The sequence below is a fragment of the Enterococcus casseliflavus NBRC 100478 genome, assembly GCF_001544095.1.
Classification (GTDB): domain Bacteria; phylum Bacillota; class Bacilli; order Lactobacillales; family Enterococcaceae; genus Enterococcus_D; species Enterococcus_D casseliflavus.
The window spans coordinates 26,920-41,838 of record NZ_BCPT01000015.1; the positions used below are offsets into that span (position 1 = coordinate 26,920).

The following is a 14,919-nucleotide window of genomic DNA, read 5'->3' on the forward strand; positions in this document are numbered from 1 at the left end:
CTGTAATGATAATATATTTATCGTTTTTCAGAAGGTTTCATCAAAGGACGCAAAGAGAAAGTTCTATTTTTCTCTTTGCGTCCTTTTCTAAACTATTTATTGGAAAGTAAAGATCTACTAAACTGAAACCAATCATTGATATAACAAATCAGCACATAACTTAATATTTCTCATGCTATTGGAGGGCTTATGGAAGAAAATAAATACATCGAGATTGTTAAAGTGTTCTCAAAACTTGGGTTCTTTGCTTTTGGTGGACCAGCTGCTCATATCGCTATGATGGAAGAAGAAGTCGTGGATAAAAGGCAATGGATGTCTAAGGAAGAGTTTCTAAATTTATTAGGATTTACTAACTTGATTCCTGGTCCAAACTCTACAGAGATGGCAATTATATTAGGTCATCGGCGTGCTGGAAAATGGGGATTATTTTTAGCAGGTATTTCATTTATTTTACCAGCAATGGTCATTGTAATGATTATAGGGCACTTTTATAAATTATATGGAGACCTTCCTAGAGTTCAAACAATTATGGAGTATATAAAGCCTGTCATTGTAGCAATTATTGTAGCAGCTCTAATAAAGCTTTTTAAAACAGCTATAAAAGATATATCTACATTTATTGTTTTTTGCCTGTCTCTGCTTTTGGTTGTTTTTGGTGCTTCGGAACTCACTGTGTTAATAGTTGCCGCAATACTCTTACTATTAATAAAAAAAGATTGGAATTTTAAAAATTATGTCATAGAGCCATTTAGTCTCTCAATTTTATTTTTAACTTTCCTGAAAATAGGTTTACTTTTATATGGTAGTGGCTATGTATTACTTGCGTTTATCCAATCAGAATTTGTTGATAAGTTACAAGTATTGACCCAAGTTCAAATGATAGATGCCATATCTGTAGGCGAATTTACTCCTGGGCCTGTATTTACTACAGCAACTTTTATTGGATATTTACTTTTCGGTATCCCAGGTGCTTTGGTAGCTACAGTAGGGATTTTTTTACCATCGTTTCTACTGGTTCTTATATTAGCACCACTATTTTCCAAGCTTAAACAATCCAATACATTTTCCAAAATGTTAATTGGTATAAATGCGGCAGCATTAGCATTGATGGCTAATGTTACCATCCAATTAGGACAAAATATATTTGTTGAATGGTATTTCATTTTAATTTTTTTTATTAGTCTATTAGGTATTCTTAAATACAAAATTAACTCTGCATTCTTCATTTTAGGGGGAATTCTATTAGGTCTATTTTTATGATTTAGATTAGATGATCTAATGATAAGAGTTTTGCATAAGAATGTTAGGGTATTTATGTATAAAAACAATAGATTTTTTTGTAGGTAAGGGGTAACATACTATTGTAAAGATATCTGATGTTGAATTGAAATTTATTTGATTACGTAATATGTATTTTTAAATAGCAGAAGTGGTTAGTTAATCTCTCTTTTCGCTGAGTTTTTTATTAAGGGAAGGACGTGATTTTCCTGAAAGTTGAGAAAGAAGAATTTAAACGAGTTATTAATGACGCGTCTCACTTAGAATATAATTATATTCATCGGGATTTAGAAAAGATTACTGATCCTAACTTGAAGGACGAAGAAGTAGAGTATTTGATTGTAAATCAGATACATCACAGACTTTTAAAAAGTTCACACAAATCGTTATTTGGAAATAAAATAATAATAAAAAGTATTGATGAAAAAGATTACAAGTTATTAAGATATTATGTGGAAGCATTATCGGAAAACCACTATAGAATAAAATAATATTCCTTAAAGTCTTAGGTTTCGAAAAGTTAATTATTACTTATGTGAATGGTTTTTAAATAAATGATTGCTTGATAAAAAATGATTATGAATTCTACAATATTGATTTTAACGGATCAGAAATTATAGGATTTTGCTCTATTTTAAAATCGAGCTGAAGCTGGATCTAAGAATAGGAGACAATAAATAGATGTACTGCTTTATTAACATAAAAAAAGCAATTTTTAATCTGTGATGATTGGCTTGCTAGTTTGTGATATTTTTTAGTTAAAAGTTACTTGCATTTGCTATGTCTAACTGTAGGTAATACCATTTTGGAGGGATGATATGGAAGAAAGTGAGAGTTTTGAACAGCACTGGCTATTGTCATTTAGTATCCAACGTGTAAAATATCTGAAACTTCTTTCCGCCTATCCAAAAACTACTTGGACGGAGGAGGAAAAGAAGGTATTTCTCTGGTTGTGTCAGATGGATATCGATACACTTGAAACAATGGAGATCATTTTTAGCAAATTAGCACACAAAAAATGAATAAGACAGCTACTCATTCTTACAAGTAGCTGCCTTTAATATGAAAAGAGCTTGGCCATTAGAGAGTTTCACTCCTTATGCTAGTTTTTCTAATTCATGTACTGCATTTTCGATTGTAGTACCGGTTGCCACTTTGGTTTCATCATTTTTAGAAAAAACAATAAACAAGTTTAAGTTAGTGTCCAAAGTAACACGATAATCAATTGTTTTGTTAGTGAATGTCATAATACATTCTCCTCTCTCAAATAGTGACGAAAGGTAACGATAACGTTCATAGCGAAATTCTATATAGATAGTATAGCACATTAAAAATAAAATAGTGTATAGTGAGTGATAAGTTTATAAAAAAATAATATTTTTATGTAAAGTTGCAACTAAAGAGTTTGTGTGGTATACTACTTGTAGTGATAAACTTTGAAACGTATTAAGAGTGCTATACATAAATTTATACTCTCCTTTTGCTTATCAAACAATTATTGCAACAAAACGCATTCGTAATGATGCACAAGGAGGAAATAGTATGAATAAAGGTACAGTAAAATGGTTTAATTCAGATAAAGGTTTTGGGTTCATTACAGGAGAAGATGGTCAAGATGTCTTTGCTCATTTTTCAGCGATTCAAGCGGATGGATTTAAATCTTTAGATGAAGGTCAAGCAGTTACTTTTGATACTGAAGAAGGTCAACGCGGTTTGCAAGCTGCTAATATCTATAAAGCATAAAAGTGCCTTTTAACCCGTCTCAACATGTGTGAGGCGGGTTTTTCATACTTCAAAGGAGGGGTAAGAATGAGTTTTTCACAATGGAAACCACAACAACTTTCAATAGAAGGCCAAGCTTTTCATATAGATCAACAGGTCATATTTCGATATAGAAAAAAACAAGCAGCTGGAACAATTATAAAGCTACTCAGCAATTCGGCAGTTGTAACCCTTTCAAATTCAGAAGTGACGAATACTACGGAAAGAACAGTTATAAATTATAAAAATTTAATGAGTAACTGAAATCAATGAAGAATAGATTGAGTTTTTTAATCACGTACTATGTATATGTAAACTGGATAGACGATTGGTTTGAGTGGAGGAATAAAATGCAAAAAGAAGCTATTCATCAGTTAATCGTAAAATTGACACTTAACAAAAATTGGCTTAATGACCCAATGATTGTTAATCAAGTGAAATATCTAGGAGATCAACTTTCTTGTACACGACGTTCTCCGATTAATTATAATCAGATTCAGGGAATCAATGTTTATTATCTGGATGGTTCTGAAAAAATGTATACTTCTTTAAAAAGTTGCTGTGAAGGAGAAAAACTCTTCAAAGGAACCATCCAGAAATATATTTTATCTGATTCACCCATAGCAGATGGCAGATATTTCTGTGTCATTCGCTAATCTATAAACTTCTAAATCCGCCACCATAAGTTTTGCGATAAATATTTCTTTTTATTAAGCAGATTAAGGATGAACATTTAGTTCATTAGATACAGATATACAAAAAAACTAGCTATGATCAGCTAGTTAAATTATTTATACATAAGAGAGTTACATCTAGATTTAGCTTCCTCTAAAGTAGAAAATTTTTCGATATCAATATCGTAAATAAATAATTTGAGTTGAATATTGTGCAACTCTTTCAAATTTAGCACAGCAAATGACGTGATCAAAGGTGGTCTCGATTGAAAATCATACAAATTTGTTTTTGCTTTTGATGAATATAAACGGTAGTCCGAACTAAAAACTTCTACTGGATAAAAATTAGTATTCATATTTGAACACCTACTTTCATGGTACTTATCCAGTATAGCACTTAAAAGAAGTCAAAAGTAAAAATAGAAAAAACGTAAGGGATTCCTAAGCATTGCTTCTACATCGTAATTACTTGCAAAAAAGAAATATATAGCGTAGGCTGATTAAGCAACATGCATTAATCTAAGAAGAGTACCGGCACAGAAAACTTGGGGAAGTTTTTCTGGACTGCGCCGAATACTCTTCGTTTTTTTATTTTAACATTATTCTTACTTAATAAACATTAGAATATGAGAAGTTGCATTTAACTGATTTTATCTATTGCTTAATATTTTAATAGTCTACGGAATGTGAGGAGGTATTTAGTATAGTATTAGCATAGAGACAAGAGGCTTCTGGTTTCTCTAGAGTTAACTCCATGGTTTATTATAAATAAGAAGAATGAGGAGGAGATTCGATGAATATAAAAAAGCAGCTGAAATGTTTGATTTAAGTGTGGATACACTAAGCTATTATGAGCGTGTTGGCGTGATACCACCCGTTCACCGCCACGAGAGCGGCTACCGAGATTATACTACCAATGATTTAAATTGGATTTATCTAGCAAAAAACTTGCGAAATGCTGGATTGTCGATTGAATCTTTAATTGATTTTGCTCAACTAGTTCAATTACGTGAAACACAAAATGATGCTATATAGATAGAAGGAAAAATTTGGGAGGTTATCATTCTGGATGAAAAATAAGCGTAGCTATTAAAGAATTTTACATTTAACTGCTGAAAAGGAATGGTAAGATTCTCCAAAAATTGTCAATGAGGTTCAAACGATAGAAACAACTATTTTAGACGGACGCGCTTCGCCCATGAACTATTAGGAGTCAAACGGAATAAGAGTTACTGAATCATAAGAACAATGTCAGAAACTATGCAACGATCAGTGGCTGCGTAGCTAATGAACTACCGTGTCGAGTAATTATTACAAAACTTATTAAACCCGTGGTGCTAGTTAATTTTTTCCTAGAGGAAAATGTCTAAACATGTTGGTAAATCAACAAAAAAACGCATATAGTAGTCTCAAAACTCCCAAGAAATGAGGACTACATATGCGTTCATCAAAATATACTGAACATTATACAGATACTTTTATAACATTCAAGGAAATTATGAGAACTGTTTCTAACATATACCACAATTGTGTACCAGATAAGATTAAAAACCGAAGAAATACTGATCAACTGAAGCAACGCGATACAGTGATTATTGCTTGTGTTATATGGGGCATAATTAATGGCTATACTAGCCAAAGAGCCACGTATAGAGCGGTTTGTTCCGTCTTATTTCCTAATGGTGACTTTCCTAGTAGGAGTCGATTCACTCGCTTAAGTTCAAACTTAGCTTACACTATCAAGATTATTCGATACTTTTTCATCAAGAAGCTCACCAAAGGTGAACTAGTCGGAATTATAGATAGTTTTCCTAGTTTATTATGTAAACCAGTTAGAAATAGACAAGCAAAACTATTGAATCAAATAGCCAAAGTTGGCTATAACTCAACAAAAAAATCTTATTTTTATGGTCTTAAAATTCATATGATCGTTACTAAGACTGGCTTTCCGATTACTTACTCAATCACGAATCCAGGTGTCCATGACGTGAAAGTGTTAGAGACTTTATCGGAAGAAGCGAATCTTCCCAATATCCTAGGGCACAAAGGATATATTAGCCATAAAATCCATGAAAAGCTTGCCCTTAAGGGCATTACTATATCCGTTCCGCCACGTAAAAACATGGATAAATCAGAAAAACTAGACCACAGCTTACTTGGAAAACAAAGAAAAACAGTTGAGACTGTTTTTTCTTCCTTAGAAAAATTAGGTTGTCAAAATTTCAACTCACGTTCTGTTAAAGGGATAGAGAGTAGATTTGAAAGCATATTACTGGCTTACAGTGTTCTATTAAGTCGAGCACAACGACGTTTTGAAGGAACTTTGAGATATTCTTTAGGATATTAAAATTAACTAGCACCACGGGTGATTTATAGTATACTATGTCAAAAGGAGGAGTTAGATGAACAATCAAATCACACTAGCGTATTTAGATTATGATGATCTAGATGCTTTACAAGTTGTAAGTGTTGTCAGTTTTTATGAATCGTTTATCGATGGCGCAGATCCACTTGATATGCAAGGATATTTACAGACACAATTGACAACTGAAATATTGGCAGTAGAATTGGCACAGTCAACCAGTAAATTTATTGGTATTAAGGATCATCAAATACTCATTGGTTATATGAAAGTCAATGATGAAAAAGATACTATAGAGATTCAACGGCTCTATCTGCTCAAAGATTATCAAAACAAAGGGTTAGGGCAACGGTTACTCGATGAAGCGAATCGTTATGCTAAAACGAAACAAAAACGTTATTTACGTTTGACTGTTTATGAAAAAAATCATGCAGGTATTCGTTTTTATGAACGTCATGGATTTAAAAAAATCGGGATCAAACATTTTCCTTTAGGAAAACAAGATCGTATTTGTCCGATTTTAGAAAAAGAAATCTAAAAAAACGTCCTCACTTTTGATGCTGAGGACGTTTTTTTAGACTGGTAATGGAACCATAATTCGCTTTCCTTTTTGATAAATCGCTAATTCCGTCACACCTTTTGCTTTTAACAGAGCAAAAAGATCATCGAAATGGAAACGGAAATGTTCAAGGTAATGCCCATCTGATCCAACACTAAACAAGGTACCACCACGTGAAAGATATAAATCGATGACATATTCATATAACGCTAAATTGTCATACAAGTAAGCGCTCTTAGCATTTAATTCGAATGCCAATTTATTTTTGATTACTTGATCTAGAATCGGTAAAAACTGCGCTTCATATTGTTTAAATTCAGCAACGGATAGACCAAATACCCGAAAACCATAGTCAAAATGAGCAAAGACATCTGCTTCTATAACAACTAGTGCTTCTGAAAGTTGTGCAAAATACTGAGGAATCACAATAGCAGGATCCATATCTTTGACTTCGTCATCTAAATAATCAAATTGACCATTATGATGCACACTGAGTAATTTTAAATCGTAATCTTTATCGGCTAAATAGTCGATGATCCGATTCTTTTCAGAAGCGATGTAACCGATTTCGATGCCTTTTAAAACACGATTGCCAAAACGCTTATTTAAGCTATCGATTGTTTAACTGTACATTTCATAATCGGGGATATCATCGACTTTAGTAACAGGATTGGCTAAGTCAAAATGTTCAGTTGTCACGACGTAACCATCGTAGTTTGTTAAATAGTCCTCATTTCTTGGGAGTTTTGAGACTATTATATGCGTTTTTTTGTTGATTTACCAACATGTTTAGACATTTTCCTCTAGGAAAAAATTAACTAGCACCACGGGTAGTATTTTATATTCTTATATTAAAAAGAAAGATGCCGTTTGCATCTTTCTTTTTTTAGTTAAAAGGGAGAATTTATAAAATTAATGAAGTTTTAGTAATGAATCTATTGAAAAATTTTTTTCCATTAGTAATATTGTCTAATAATCAGAATATTCAGAAAAAAGGAGGGGCAATATGTCGGAATTTTTTCAGTGGAAATTAGTTTGGGAATATTTTCCAAAGGTTTTAAGTGCTTTGCCGGTTACGTTGATGATAGTAGCAGTGGCGTCGATTACAGGATTGCTTTTAGGGATTTTACTTGCATTTATTCGTGTCGAAAAAGTGCCATTTCTGAGTCAACTGGCGGCAGTCTTCGTTTCATTTATTCGAGGCACACCGATATTGGTTCAACTGTATGTTGTGTATTATGGTGTACCCGCCTTATTACAAATGATTCAAATCGATGTTTCCTCATGGAATAAAATTATTTTCATCTATATCACCTACGGATTAAATACTGCTGCCTTTCAGTCTGAAACTTTCCGGGCTGCGATTCTAAGTGTACCGGTCACACAGAAGGAAGCGAGTATTGCTTGCGGATTGACGAAAACACAAATGTATCGACAAGTGATTTTATCGCAAGTTGTCCGTGTCGCATTACCTGCATTTGGTACAACTACGATTGCACTGCTGCAAGACACATCGCTGGCTTTTACCATTGGGGTAGTGGATGTTGTCGGCAAAGCGCGAGCGATAGGCGCAGTGACCTTCCATACACTTGAAGGCTATGTCGGTGCGGCGATCTTGTTTATTACCTTAAGCTTCCTCTTAGAACGTGTTTTCACCGGTCTGGAACGTCGGATGAGTTTTTCGAAAACAAAACAACAAACAGCAAAAGTACCACTGATATCATGGACCAAAAAACAGCAAAAAATCAAAACAACATAGGAAAATTTTGGATAGAGGGAAAGGGAGGAATTCAAATGAAAAAAACGATTTTAGGTGCAATTACATTGGTGACACTTTTGGTTTTAGGGGCTTGCGGAAGCAGTTCTGCCGACACTACAAGCAGTGGAGCAAGTGATGCAACAGAAATCAAGGTGGGTACTGGGAATGAAGCATTGCCATATGCTTATTTAGACGAAAATGGTGAATATGATGGCTATGATGTCGCCGTCGTTAAAGCAATCGACGAAAAATTACTTGATTATACCTTTACCTTTGAAGGAGCGGATTTCCCAACGACGTTATCAAATTTAGAAAGCAATAAAGTCCAGATGGCTGCCTATGAATATGAAGTCAATGATGAACGGAAAGAAAAATTCGTCTATGGGGATGTTGGGTATGTGGTCTGGGATACGTATATTGTCTCTGATCCAGATGCCGGTACGGTCTACGATAGCTTCGAAGATTTAGCAGGAAAAAAAGTCTATGTGACGACTGCTACTAACCAAGCAGCAATGGCTGAGGCTTATCTGGCAGAAAATCCCGATGCTTTTGAATTGGTTTATGGGGAATACAACAACGAGCAAATCGTACAAGCAGTCACTTCAGGTGCGGTCGATGCAACGTTAGCACCAGAATATCAAGTCGATAATTGGAACAATTCATTTAGTGAAAATCTAGAGATCGGCAGCGAACCAGTCCACAACTCAGATGCCTACTTATTGTTCAACAAAGAAGCGGACCAAGACTTTATTGATGCGGTCAATACAGCATTAGAGGAATTGAAAGCAGATGGAACGATCAAAGAATTATCAGAAAAATATCTAGATGGGGATTACGTCCCAGAATAGGGAGGAATGGCGATGAGTTTTCAATTGTCTATTATGATCGAAGCGCTGAAAACAGCAAGTCATTATATTGGTACGACGCTTTTTATGGCGTTGACCGCACTAGTCATTGGCGCGGTGGTTGGGTTGATCATCGCCTTGATTCGTCTGTATAGGATCAAGATCCTCGCACCAGTGCTGCAAGTGATTGTCACGGTCTTAAAAGGGGTCCCAGTGGTTTTAGTGATTTTAGCGTTATATCTTATTTCTGCTAAACAGTTTGATATTTGGGCGGAGTCGATGCATTGGACTTTGCGATTTAAAGATTTCAACATGGTTTGGATAGCGATCGCCGCCTTGAGTTTAATGTCTGCTATCAATAGCAGCGAGATTTTCAGGGGCGCATTTGCGGCAGTCAAAAAAGGGCAGTTCGATGCAGCCAAATCGATCGGCATGACGAACTTACAAGTCATCCGTCGTGTGCTGCTCCCGCAAGCCTGGCCGATTTCATTGCCCATGTTCAGTAATTTGCTGATCTCGTTGGTTAAAGCGTCGGCCTTAGCTTCCATGGTCAGTGTTGTCGATGTTTTTGCGGCAGCTAAAATCACGGCCCAGCAAAATTATCGGTTTTTAGAAGCGTATGTGGCTGTTGCGATCATTTATTGGCTGATTAGTTTGGTCATCGAAAAAGGGGCACAATTACTGGAAAATCGGCTGTTGCGCAAACTAAGGAGGGCCGCATTATGATGAAAGTAACGGATATCCATAAGCGATTCGGCAAACAAGAAGTGTTAAAAGGGATTGATCTTGATGTCGCTAAAGGCGAAGTAGTCGTCTTATTGGGGCCTTCCGGTTCGGGAAAAACGACCTTCTTGCGTTGTCTCAATTTTTTGGAACGAGCAGATCAAGGTGTGATTCAATTGGGAGAAACCACCACCACATTGCACAAAGCAAGTAAAAAAGAAATATTGACCCATCAACGGCAAACAGCGATGGTTTTCCAAAATTATGCCTTGTTTCAAAATAAAACAGCCAAAGAAAATATCATGATGCCATTGATCGTGACCAAAAAACAAAGCAAAGAAGCTGCCCTGCGAACAGCAGAGGCTTTGTTGGATCAAGTCGGTTTGTCTGAACGACAAGATTTTTATCCTAGCCAACTGTCAGGTGGACAACAACAGCGTATCGGGATCGCCCGTGCGTTGGCGTTGAATCCTAAGGTCATCTTGTTTGATGAACCTACCTCGGCATTGGACCCGGAACTAGTGGGACAGACATTGGCGCTGCTCAGAGAAATTGCGGAAGCCGGTGCGACCATGGTATTGGTGACCCATGAAATGAAATTCGCGTATGAAGTAGCAGACAAAGTCGTTTTCATGGAGAATGGACATATTGTTGAACAAGGCACACCGCAACAAGTATTCGAGGAAACCAAAGAAGAACGAACCAAAGCCTTTTTAGCCCGCTTTACCACACAGCTGGCCGGCTAACAACTATGCAGGGAGGAAATAGAATGGCCTATCAATTCGCACAACGTATCATGACATTAGAAGCATCTCCATTAAGAGAGAATGCAAAAAAAAATATGGAGTCTGCAGCAGCTATTTCCTTTGCTTACGGATTTCCACCGACAGAAGCATTTCCAATGGCTACATTGAAAGAGATCTCGCAAAAATTATATAACGAAGCGGACCCAGAGTCTTTCTTGCAGTATGGGGCATCAGAGGGGTATCCGCGCTTACGGACCTTGATCAAAGAACGTTTGCGTCAATTGTCAAATATCGATAACGAAGAGGAGGTGCTGGTGGTTTCGGGCTCGACCCAAGCCATGGATTTGGCGGTAAAAGTCTTTTGTAATGAAGGCGATGTGGTGTTATGCGAGGAGCAAACATTTTCCGGTGCGGTGAATGCTATCAAAGGATATGGGGCGATACCAGTGCCGGTACCGATGGATCTTGCAGCAGAATCAATGGATCTTGACGCTTTAGAAACAATCCTCAAAACAGACGCAAGAGTGAAAATGTTGTATCTGATCCCCACTTTCCAAAACCCTTTAGGCACATCAATGCCATTGGAAAAACGTAAAGCCATTTATGCATTGGCATGTCAATATGATGTGCTGATTTTTGAAGACGATCCTTACGGTGAGTTGTTGTATGAAGGTACACCGATCCCTAAGATGAAAACATTAGATACCGAAGGACGAATCATTTATGCGGGATCTTTTTCAAAAATTTTGGCACCCAGCAGCCGGATTGGTTTTATGATGGCTGCTGGTCCTGCAATGGAAAAATTGATTTTGGCCAAGCAATCCGCCGATTCCCACACCAATTTTTATTGGCAAGTGGTATTGGCCGAATATATGGATCATCATGATTTCGAAGGTCATGTGGCCCAATTGACCTTGTTGTATCAAGAGAAATATGCCCGCATGCTGCAAGCATTACAGGCACTGCCAACGGATAAGCTTACCTTTATCAAACCAACAGGCGGCTATTTTATCACCTGTTTCCTATCGACTGAGATGGACGCAGAGCGGTTCTATGAATACCTTGATGAGGCGAAAGTTGCGGTCATTCCAGGCAATATCATGAGTGTTGCGGGAAAAGGCTATGAGCATTCATTTCGGCTGAATTTTACGAAGCCGACATTGGCACAGATCGATCAAGGGATCGCTTTATTAGGTGATGCGTTGGAATACGCTATGCCGCCAGCATATGAAGGGGTCATTTAGGAGGTGTTGCCAATGAAATTGATTTATTACGGGGTAAGTGAAGAGGAAATTGCTTATATCGAACGGTGGCAATTTATCCACAAAACACCAGTGACGATCGTAATGGAGGGCTTGTCTTGGGAGAATATCCATTTGGCAGCAGGGCACGACGGCATCTGTTTGTATCCTAGTCTGGCTATGCAGCAAGATGAGTCCCTGTACCAACGCTTGCATATTTTAGGGATGAAGCAGTTATCGATCAAATCAACGGGGGTCGACGGTCTTCGTTTTGACTGGGCGCAAAAGCATCAGTTGACGGTCACCAATGTCCCTTCTTATAGCCCAACATCGGTGGGCCATTACACTGTGATGTCGATCTTGATGGTTTTACGCAATATTCCAGCAATGATCAAAGGAAAACTTGATCGACGGTCTGTGATTGGTCGGGAGCTACAAGACGTAACAGTCGGTTTGTTAGGCACTGGTCGAATCGGTGCTCTAGTCGCAGAAGCGATTTATCATATGGGGGGACATGTGATTGCCACTAGTAGGAGTGAAAATCCTCGGTTGAAGGGGACTGTCGAATATGTGTCCTTTGAGACCTTGATTGCTGCATCGGACGTCTTGTCGATCCATATCCCGCTGACAAAAGCATCAGAAGGGCTATTTTCGGCCTCTGTTTTTGCACAGATGAAGCCTGGCAGTTGTCTGGTCAATACGGCACGTGGGGGAATCGTTGATACGGATGCGTTGATTGCCGCACTCGCGCAAGGGCGTTTGTCTGGTGCTGTATTAGACGCTATCGCCAATGAAGAACGGTATTTTTCAGTTGGGTGGGATCAAAATCCTTATTATCAACAGCTGAATCAACTGCCAAATGTGCTTTTGACCCCGCATATTGCGTATTATACCCAATTGGCTGTACAAGAAATTGCAGAAACAGCTTTGAACAATGCAAGAGATATTTTGCTAGAAGGACAATCTGCCAATACGATCGCGCTTTGAGCGATAGAAAAGAAAGGGTGGGAGTATGCTGCAAGCAGAAATCAAAGGATTGAAGAAGTCTTTCGATAAACAAGTCATCTTAAAAAATGTTGGCTTACAAATTGAACGTGGGGAAGTTGTATGCATCATTGGTCCTAGCGGCTCTGGAAAAACGACCTTTTTGCGTTGCTTGAATTTGTTGGAGCAGCCTGATGCGGGGAGTTATTCTATCGGTGACTTCCAGTATGATCTCGCACATATTGGCAAAACCCAACGATTGGAGATCGCCCGCAAAACAGCGATGGTCTTTCAATCCTATGAGCTGTTCAGCCACATGAATGTGTTGCAAAATGTGGCGGAAGGACTACGCACACCACGGCGTTTCCCAAAAAAACTGGCAGAAAAAGCAGCGTTATCTGCCTTAGAAAAAGTGGGTTTGGCAGATAAAGCTATGATGTATCCTAGTCAACTGTCTGGCGGACAGCAACAACGTGTAGGTATCGCCAGAGCGATGGCTTTGACGCCAGAATTATTACTGTTTGATGAACCCACTTCAGCGCTCGATCCAGAACTTGTCGGTGATGTCCTAAATGTCATGAAGCAACTGGCTGATAGTGGGCAAACGATGATCATCGTGACGCATGAAATGCAATTTGCACAAGAAGTCGCGGATAAAGTGATATTCATGGCGGATGGTGTGGTGGTAGAAGCGGGAACACCAGAAGAAATTTTTGAGGATCCGCAAGAAGAATGTACACAGCAATTTTTGACACAAGTACGTTTTCAATTAGCTGTATAGAAACGAGGCACAATATGGAAAAGGTGAACAGCTCTAGTCGGCTTTGGTCGAAAGATTTTTACTTAGTGATGGTGGTCACGGTACTAGCAATGACAGCCATCACGACCCAAATGGGGACTATGCCGTTATATGTTGCTTCTTTAGGTGGTTCTAAAGCAGTATCCGGCGCCATTGTAGGTGTCTTGGGGCTATCTGCTTTGTTTTGCCGTTTGCCAATCGGTGTGGCATTGGATCGATATGGACGCAAAGTCTTGCTTTGTATGGGATTAGCCATTCTGTTGATTGATTTTAGTTTATTGAATCTGCTGCAGGGGCTATTGATGCTTTTTTGTCTGCGCATCTTGCAAGGGGTGGGCAATAGTTTGCAAGCGACAGCAGCAGCGACGATGGCAGTTGATACGATTCCTGAAGGCAAATTAGCAGTCGGATTGGGGTATTTCAGTATCGCCCAGGCTGTGCCGAGTGCCATCGGCCCGTTGATAGGACTTGCTGTTGTAGAAAATTATGGATTTCCTGTACTTTTTCGGATGGCTGCCTTGTTGAGCGGAACAGCTTTTTTGTTGAGTTTCTTTTTGAAAGAACAGCCCTTTTCACGGAGGAATACGCACTCTGGCGAAGCGAAATCATCGTTACGAGAACTGCTTCGCATCAAAGCGGTTGTGTTTCCTAGCGGTATCCTTTTTTTGATATGCTTTGCCAATTCTGGCGTGGTGGCGTTTATTGCACAATATGCCCTTGAACGTGAGATTATCGGCGCAGGCTATTATTTTACGGTCATGTTGATCATGACGGTCACAACACGGGTCGTATTTCCACGTTTGCTCGCCAAAATCCAAACGGCTACATTGATTTATGGCAGTTTATTATTGATTTTGGTTTCTTTTTGTCTGTTGCCATTTACGACACAGCTCAGTAGCTTGCTTCTGGCCGCGAGTTGTTATGGTGTCGGTTATGCCGGCTTATTGCCTGTGATGAATACGATTGTATTAGAATCGGTGTCTGAGGCGCAGCGAGGGCAAGGGACAGCGGTATTTTCAGCAGCCTTAGATGTAGCTTATGGAGGTGGGGCTTTTTTGTGGGGAATCATCGCCAGTCTTTTTGGCTTTGACATGATGTTTTTTGGGTGTGGTCTGTTTGCTTGTGGGGCGATGATTGTTTATCGCTATTTCCAATTATCTCAGCGTTGATGTTAGGAAATTTAACATA

General features: G+C 38.3%; 17 protein-coding genes and 1 pseudogene. 16 read left to right on the plus strand and 2 right to left on the minus strand.

Going from position 1 to position 14,919, the window contains the following annotated elements:
• Positions 1-189: 189 nt before the first annotated feature.
• Together ECA1_RS12660 and ECA1_RS12670 are read left to right on the plus strand one after the other, a co-directional pair.
• Positions 190-1,260, plus strand: a complete 1,071-nt coding sequence (locus ECA1_RS12660) for a chromate transporter (protein ID WP_060792662.1) — start codon at positions 190-192, stop codon at positions 1,258-1,260.
• A gap of 836 nt (positions 1,261-2,096) precedes the next feature.
• Positions 2,097-2,300: a hypothetical protein gene (locus tag ECA1_RS12670; RefSeq protein ID WP_060792664.1), complete on the plus strand. Its 204-nt coding sequence runs from the start codon at positions 2,097-2,099 to the stop codon at positions 2,298-2,300.
• A 75-nt stretch (positions 2,301-2,375) separates the two neighbouring features.
• On the opposite strand, the gene ECA1_RS17645 is transcribed toward ECA1_RS12670, so the two are convergent.
• Entirely contained in the window at positions 2,376-2,525 is a 150-nt protein-coding gene (locus ECA1_RS17645) for a hypothetical protein (RefSeq protein WP_005237684.1), read from the minus strand.
• Between the two features lie 295 nt (positions 2,526-2,820).
• On the opposite strand from ECA1_RS17645, the gene ECA1_RS12675 reads away from it, so the two are divergent.
• From ECA1_RS12675 to ECA1_RS12705, 6 genes and pseudogenes are all read left to right on the plus strand, one after another.
• Positions 2,821-3,021, plus strand: a complete 201-nt coding sequence (locus tag ECA1_RS12675) for a cold-shock protein (RefSeq protein ID WP_005237682.1) — start codon at positions 2,821-2,823, stop codon at positions 3,019-3,021.
• A 66-nt stretch (positions 3,022-3,087) separates the two neighbouring features.
• The gene (locus tag ECA1_RS12680; protein WP_010748155.1) at positions 3,088-3,303 is read left to right on the plus strand and encodes a hypothetical protein; all 216 of its coding nucleotides are present in this window, start codon (positions 3,088-3,090) and stop codon (positions 3,301-3,303) included.
• A gap of 86 nt (positions 3,304-3,389) precedes the next feature.
• Complete coding sequence (locus tag ECA1_RS12685; protein ID WP_060792665.1) at positions 3,390-3,695, plus strand: hypothetical protein; 306 nt, start codon at positions 3,390-3,392, stop codon at positions 3,693-3,695.
• A gap of 795 nt (positions 3,696-4,490) precedes the next feature.
• Positions 4,491-4,736, plus strand: a pseudogene (locus ECA1_RS12695) (MerR family transcriptional regulator); the annotation flags it as partial.
• Between the two features lie 415 nt (positions 4,737-5,151).
• Positions 5,152-6,060: an IS982-like element ISEfm1 family transposase gene (locus ECA1_RS12700; RefSeq protein ID WP_060792667.1), complete on the plus strand. Its 909-nt coding sequence runs from the start codon at positions 5,152-5,154 to the stop codon at positions 6,058-6,060.
• Positions 6,061-6,115: 55 nt separating this feature from the next.
• The gene (locus tag ECA1_RS12705; RefSeq protein ID WP_060792668.1) at positions 6,116-6,613 is read left to right on the plus strand and encodes a GNAT family N-acetyltransferase; all 498 of its coding nucleotides are present in this window, start codon (positions 6,116-6,118) and stop codon (positions 6,611-6,613) included.
• A 36-nt stretch (positions 6,614-6,649) separates the two neighbouring features.
• Here the strand turns inward: ECA1_RS12705 and ECA1_RS17240 are convergent, their stop codons facing one another.
• Positions 6,650-7,252 carry a PHP domain-containing protein gene (locus ECA1_RS17240; protein WP_226818334.1) on the minus strand — a complete coding sequence of 201 codons (603 nt, stop codon included), beginning with the start codon at positions 7,250-7,252 and terminating at the stop codon, positions 6,650-6,652.
• Between the two features lie 388 nt (positions 7,253-7,640).
• Here ECA1_RS17240 and ECA1_RS12715 point away from each other — a divergent pair, with 388 nt between their 5' ends.
• From ECA1_RS12715 to ECA1_RS12750, 8 genes are read left to right on the plus strand one after another with little or no spacing between them, the layout of a single operon-like run.
• The gene (locus tag ECA1_RS12715; RefSeq protein ID WP_060792669.1) at positions 7,641-8,393 is read left to right on the plus strand and encodes an amino acid ABC transporter permease; all 753 of its coding nucleotides are present in this window, start codon (positions 7,641-7,643) and stop codon (positions 8,391-8,393) included.
• 35 nt (positions 8,394-8,428) lie between these two features.
• Positions 8,429-9,241: a transporter substrate-binding domain-containing protein gene (locus ECA1_RS12720; RefSeq protein WP_060792670.1), complete on the plus strand. Its 813-nt coding sequence runs from the start codon at positions 8,429-8,431 to the stop codon at positions 9,239-9,241.
• Positions 9,242-9,253: 12 nt separating this feature from the next.
• A complete protein-coding gene (locus ECA1_RS12725) occupies positions 9,254-9,964 on the plus strand; it encodes an amino acid ABC transporter permease (RefSeq protein ID WP_021150492.1) in 711 nt (236 codons plus the stop codon).
• Positions 9,961-10,707 (plus strand): amino acid ABC transporter ATP-binding protein, encoded by a 747-nt coding sequence (locus ECA1_RS12730; RefSeq protein WP_054114517.1) that lies wholly within the window; start codon positions 9,961-9,963, stop codon positions 10,705-10,707. Before ECA1_RS12725 ends, ECA1_RS12730 begins: the two co-directional genes overlap by 4 nt.
• 23 nt (positions 10,708-10,730) lie before the next feature.
• Positions 10,731-11,951: an aminotransferase-like domain-containing protein gene (locus tag ECA1_RS12735; RefSeq protein WP_060792671.1), complete on the plus strand. Its 1,221-nt coding sequence runs from the start codon at positions 10,731-10,733 to the stop codon at positions 11,949-11,951.
• Positions 11,952-11,963: 12 nt separating this feature from the next.
• The gene (locus ECA1_RS12740; protein WP_060792672.1) at positions 11,964-12,935 is read left to right on the plus strand and encodes an NAD(P)-dependent oxidoreductase; all 972 of its coding nucleotides are present in this window, start codon (positions 11,964-11,966) and stop codon (positions 12,933-12,935) included.
• Between the two features lie 25 nt (positions 12,936-12,960).
• On the plus strand, positions 12,961-13,713 hold the full coding sequence (locus ECA1_RS12745; protein ID WP_060792673.1) for an amino acid ABC transporter ATP-binding protein: 753 nt from the start codon (positions 12,961-12,963) through the stop codon (positions 13,711-13,713).
• A 14-nt stretch (positions 13,714-13,727) separates the two neighbouring features.
• Positions 13,728-14,900, plus strand: a complete 1,173-nt coding sequence (locus tag ECA1_RS12750; protein ID WP_060792674.1) for an MFS transporter — start codon at positions 13,728-13,730, stop codon at positions 14,898-14,900.
• Positions 14,901-14,919 lie beyond the last annotated feature (19 nt).

Bases quoted from the DNA above. Each gene is read 5' to 3' on its own strand.
- ECA1_RS12660 (WP_060792662.1), top strand. From the start codon at position 190: ATGGAAGAAAATAAATACATCGAGATTGTTAAAGTGTTCTCAAAACTT.
- ECA1_RS12670 (WP_060792664.1), top strand. From the start codon at position 2,097: ATGGAAGAAAGTGAGAGTTTTGAACAGCACTGGCTATTGTCATTTAGT.
- ECA1_RS17645 (WP_005237684.1), bottom strand. From the start codon at position 2,525: ATGACATTCACTAACAAAACAATTGATTATCGTGTTACTTTGGACACT.
- ECA1_RS12675 (WP_005237682.1), top strand. From the start codon at position 2,821: ATGAATAAAGGTACAGTAAAATGGTTTAATTCAGATAAAGGTTTTGGG.
- ECA1_RS12680 (WP_010748155.1), top strand. From the start codon at position 3,088: ATGAGTTTTTCACAATGGAAACCACAACAACTTTCAATAGAAGGCCAA.
- ECA1_RS12685 (WP_060792665.1), top strand. From the start codon at position 3,390: ATGCAAAAAGAAGCTATTCATCAGTTAATCGTAAAATTGACACTTAAC.
- ECA1_RS12700 (WP_060792667.1), top strand. From the start codon at position 5,152: ATGCGTTCATCAAAATATACTGAACATTATACAGATACTTTTATAACA.
- ECA1_RS12705 (WP_060792668.1), top strand. From the start codon at position 6,116: ATGAACAATCAAATCACACTAGCGTATTTAGATTATGATGATCTAGAT.
- ECA1_RS12715 (WP_060792669.1), top strand. From the start codon at position 7,641: ATGTCGGAATTTTTTCAGTGGAAATTAGTTTGGGAATATTTTCCAAAG.
- ECA1_RS12720 (WP_060792670.1), top strand. From the start codon at position 8,429: ATGAAAAAAACGATTTTAGGTGCAATTACATTGGTGACACTTTTGGTT.
- ECA1_RS12725 (WP_021150492.1), top strand. From the start codon at position 9,254: ATGAGTTTTCAATTGTCTATTATGATCGAAGCGCTGAAAACAGCAAGT.
- ECA1_RS12730 (WP_054114517.1), top strand. From the start codon at position 9,961: ATGATGAAAGTAACGGATATCCATAAGCGATTCGGCAAACAAGAAGTG.
- ECA1_RS12735 (WP_060792671.1), top strand. From the start codon at position 10,731: ATGGCCTATCAATTCGCACAACGTATCATGACATTAGAAGCATCTCCA.
- ECA1_RS12740 (WP_060792672.1), top strand. From the start codon at position 11,964: ATGAAATTGATTTATTACGGGGTAAGTGAAGAGGAAATTGCTTATATC.
- ECA1_RS12745 (WP_060792673.1), top strand. From the start codon at position 12,961: ATGCTGCAAGCAGAAATCAAAGGATTGAAGAAGTCTTTCGATAAACAA.
- ECA1_RS12750 (WP_060792674.1), top strand. From the start codon at position 13,728: ATGGAAAAGGTGAACAGCTCTAGTCGGCTTTGGTCGAAAGATTTTTAC.